The sequence below is a fragment of the Kitasatospora sp. LaBMicrA B282 genome (assembly GCF_050325825.1).
Taxonomy (GTDB): domain Bacteria; phylum Actinomycetota; class Actinomycetes; order Streptomycetales; family Streptomycetaceae; genus Kitasatospora.
Map to the genome: position 1 here is coordinate 1 of NZ_JBNQTI010000309.1, position 4340 is coordinate 4340.

The following is a 4340-nucleotide window of genomic DNA, read 5'->3' on the forward strand; positions in this document are numbered from 1 at the left end:
GGCGGTCGGTCGCGTGCCCGCGGTCGCTCGCGCAGCGGCGGTCGGTCCCGGCGCCCCGCCTGGGCGCCGCTGGCCGGCCTGCTCGCCGCGTTCGCGCTGCGCACCCCCGCCGCGCGGATGGTGCGCGGCCGGCACGCCCGCTACCTGCGGGAGCTGTCCCAGGCCTTCCAGCAGCGCCGCTGGGAGGACGCCCTGCGCGACGCCGTCGCCCTCGGCGACGCGAAGGGCGCCGACCAGGAGCGCTGGCTCACGCTCGCCCTGCCGCAGCGCCGCACGGGCGAGCTCCGAGCCGATCCCCACCGCACCCCCGGGGGCCCGACCCCGGCGGTGTCCACCCCGACGGTCCATCAGCACCTCACCGAGCTCTACCGCGCGGCGGCCGAGGCGCTGGAGCAGGAGGGCCGGATCGACGAGGCGGCCTTCGCCTTGGCGGACCTGCTCGCCGCCCCGGCCGAGGCGGTCGCCCTGTTGGAGCGGCACGGCCGCCACCGCAGCGCCGCCGAGCTGGCCGAAGGGCGGGGCCTGGACCCCGAGTTGCCGGTCCGGCTGTGGTGGCAGGCCGGCGACCGGGACCGCGCCGTACGGATCGCCCAGCGGCACGGCGCCTTCGCGGCCACCGTGCAGCGCCTGGCGGAGCTCGATCAGGACGCTGCCCGCGAACTCCGCACGGCCTGGGTGCGTTCCTGCCAGGCGGCCGGCGACCGGCTCGGTGCCGTCGAGGCCGCCTGGCCCGACGAGCGCCTGCGACCACTGGTCGCCGGCGATCTGCGCGACGGCGTCGCGCTCGGCGGCCCGACCCGCGCCCGCTCCCTCGCCCACCTGCTGGCGCTCGGCGCGGGCGGGGCGAGCGCGTCACTGACCCTGAGCATCCTCGACGGCCGCGAGCCGCAGGACCGGGGGCAGCGGGCCCAGTTGGCGGCAGCCCTCGCCCGCCTGCCGGGCAACGACCCGGCCCTGGACCGCGAGATCGCGACCGCGGCCGCCCGGGCCCTGGTCCGGGACCAGGGTTTCGGGCCCGACCTCGCCGCCCCCACCGGGCGCCGGCTCTTCGGCGACCTGCTGAAGCGGGCCGACCCGCTCGCCGCGGCCGACCTGCGCCCGCCGCGGCCCGCCCCGGCCGCCGCCGCAGCGCCGCTGACGATCGGCGCGGACCCGGAGCCCGGCCGCCTGCCGGTCTGCGACGCGGTCGCCCTGGAGTCCGGCTCGGTGCTCGTCGCCTGCGGCCAGGCGGGCGTCCGGCTGCTCGCCGCCGACGGCCGCACCCGGGCCCGCTGGGACACCCCGGCCGACCGGCTCGTGGTCGCCGACCACGGCGGCACGGCCCTGTTGGTCGCACGCTACGGGCAGACCAGCGAGATCGCCCGCCTGGACCTGGCCACCCGAAGGATCCGGCCCTGGACCACCCTGCGGGTCCGCGACCTCCCGTCCTCCTTCGACGGTCGGCTGCTCAGCACGGTCGACGAGGACGGCATCGCGGTCCTCGACACCCTGGCGCCCCGGCCCACCGTGGTCTGGCGTGAACTCGGCGACGGCTCCTTCCTGTCGAGCCCGCTCGCCCGCACGCCGGGCCGGTGCAGCGCCGTGGTCGCCACCGCCCCGCTGCTGGAGCGGTGGCGCTGGGACCTGCCGGGCTGGCAGCTGCGCTCGCGGCTGTCGCTGGCGGACTCGCCGCGGCCCGCCGCGCTGCTCGCCGACGGCACGCTGCTGGCCCTCACCCCGGACGGGACGGAGCTGATCCGCTACGGCGAGCAGGCGCAGAGCCGGACCGCTCTCGCCGACGGCCCGGCCGCCGCGGTGCTGGCCGACGGCGACCTGTCCGCGGTGCTGACCGCGACTCCCGACGGCGCCGCCACCGCGGCGGTCGGCACCGGCCGGGACCTGGCCACGGCGGCCCGCCTGCACTTCCCCGCCGCGGATCCGGCCGGGCTCGGCCTGCGCCACCACGGCAGCACGGCCACCGTCTGGCACCGGGACGGCCGGCTGATCGCCCTGAGCTCCGACGGCACCCGCCTGCTCGCCAACCTCCGCCTCACCGCCGGCTGACGGACTCACTGCCGACCGACGCACGCACCGCCGACCGACAGACCCACCGCCGACCGACCGACGCGCAGCCCCGCCCGGCCCGGCGGTCAGTGCCCGGCGAGTCGGGCGCGGACCGTCTCGAGTTGGGTGGTCGCGTCCAGTTCGGTGTACAGCGCGGCGCTCCGCTCCCACTCCGCCCGGGCCAGCTCGGGGTTGCCCATCGCCTGGTGGTCGTCGCCGATCCGCAGGTGGCAGCCCGCCAGCGAGAACCGGTCGCCGATCGCGGCGCAGATCTCGCGGGCCTGCCGGTGGCTGGCGAGGGCCCGGGCGGGGTCGGTGGCGCGGGCGACGTCGCCGAGACCGTTGAGGGCGACCAGCTGGCGGGTCCGGTCGCCGGCGTGGGCGGCCATCGCCTGGGCCTGGTGCAGCATCTCCGCGGCCTCGACCGGCCGGCCGAGGCGGTGCAGCGTGATCCCGAGGTTGGCCAGGGCCTTTCCCTCGGTGACGTGGTCGCCGACCTCCCGGGCCAGCGCGAGGGCCTGACGGTGGTACTGCGCCGCCTGCTCGAAGTCCTCCAGTTGCTCGCAGGTCGAGCCGAGGTTGTTCAGCACGATCACCTGGCCCGCGCGGTCGCCGGCCGCCCGGTAGGAGGCCATCGCCCGGGTGAGGTGGTCGATGGCCTCCTGATGGCGGCTCAGGTGGGCGTAGGTCACCCCGAGGTTGGTCAGCACCCGGCGCTCTCCGGCCTGGTCCCCGATGGTGCGGAAGCCGAGCAGCGCGGCCTGGAAGCAGTCGATGGCGTCCGGGTAGCGGCCGAGCAGCCAGTACGACCCCGCCAGGTTCGTCTGGGCGGTGGCGTGCCCGGCCGGGTTGCCGGTGGCCGTGGTGGACTCGGCCGCCGCGGCGTGCAGGACCACGGACTTGCCGTAGTGGCCGTAGTGGTCCAGGTAGCGGGCCAGGATCGCGGAGAGGTCGCTGCTGTGCCGGGTGGCGGCCGCGACGGGGTGGGTGCCGGCGGTGATCAGGTTGTTCAGCTCGGTGTCGAGCCAGCTGCGGGCGCTCTCCTCACCGCGCAGCGGGTCGGTGGGCGTGGCGGGCGCCGGCGGGTGCGGGCGCCGGTGCGACTCGTGGGGGTAGAGGATGTCCGCCGCGGCGGCGGCGGTGTGGCTGTAGTAGGCGAAGAGCCGCTCCAGCGCGGCCTGCCGGCCGGCCTCGGACTCCTCGGCGCGGGCCAGACCGTGGGCGTGCTGGCGCAGCAGGTCGTGGAAGGTGTAGCGGCCCAGGGACTGCTCGATCAGCAGGTGGTGGTCGTGGAGCTCCTCGACCAGGTCCTCGGTCTCGGTCAGCGGCAGGTCGGCGAGCGCCGCCAGGGCGTAGGCGGAGAAGTCGTCGCCGGGGTGCAGTCCGGCGAGGCGGAAGAGTCGCTGCTGGTCGGGGGCCAGCGCGTCGTAGGACACGGCGAAGGCGGCGGCGACGCTCTGGTCCTGGGTCCTGAGTTCGGTGGGCAGGCTGATCCGGTCCCGGAGCCGGGCGAGCAGGTGGGAGGGGGTCCAGGTGCCGCGGTGCGCCAGGCGGGCGGCGGTGATCCGGATGGCCAGCGGCAGGTAGCCGCAGAGCCGGACGATCGCGGCGACGGCGTCCTCCTCGCCGACGGTCCGGTCCGGGCCGCAGATCTGGCCGAACAGGTCGACGGCCGAGGCCGGTTCGAGGACGTCGAGCGAGAGCGCGCCGGCTCCGGCGAGCGCGGGCATCCGGCGCCGCGAGGTGACCAGGACCAGGCTGCCGGGGGAGCCGGGGAGCAGCGGCCGGACCTGCGCGGCGTCCACGGCGTTGTCCAGGACGATCAGCAGGCGACGCTCGGCGGCCACGCCGCGCCAGAGCAGCGCCCGCTCCTCGGGGTCCGCGGGCAGGGCGTCCTCGCTCACCCCGACGGCGCGCAGCAGCCGGGCCAGCGCGGTGCCGGGCTCCAGCGGACGCTGGCCCGGGGTGAAGCCGTGCAGGTCGATGAAGACCTGGCCGTCGGGGTACTGCTCGGCCAGGGTGTGGGCGACGTGGACGGCCAGCGCCGTCTTGCCGACCCCGGCCATCCCGTCGATCGCGGAGATCACGACGGCGCTGGTCGCCGGGGCCGCCGCGGCCGCCAGCAGGCGGTCCCGCTCCGGGCCGCGGCCGGTGAAGTCGGCCACGTCGCGCGGCAGGCTGTTGCGGGGCGGGTACCCGGCCGGGCCGTTCCCGGTCGACGAACCGGCGGCCGGTGCCGCCCCGGCCGGCCGGGCCCGCTCGACCCGCTCGGCGGTCGTGGCCGCTGCGCCCGGCCC

At 77.6% G+C, this 4340-nt stretch carries 1 protein-coding gene and 1 pseudogene; one reads left to right on the plus strand and one right to left on the minus strand.

Annotation, left to right across the window (positions count from 1 at the left end):
• A pseudogene (locus tag ACQRUO_RS38765) lies at nucleotides 1–2043 on the plus strand (hypothetical protein); the annotation flags it as partial.
• 86 nt (nucleotides 2044–2129) lie between these two features.
• On the opposite strand, the gene ACQRUO_RS38770 reads toward ACQRUO_RS38765, so the two are convergent.
• Nucleotides 2130–4340: ATP-binding protein (locus tag ACQRUO_RS38770; RefSeq protein WP_428320888.1), on the minus strand; the 2211-nt coding region annotated here is incomplete at its 5' end.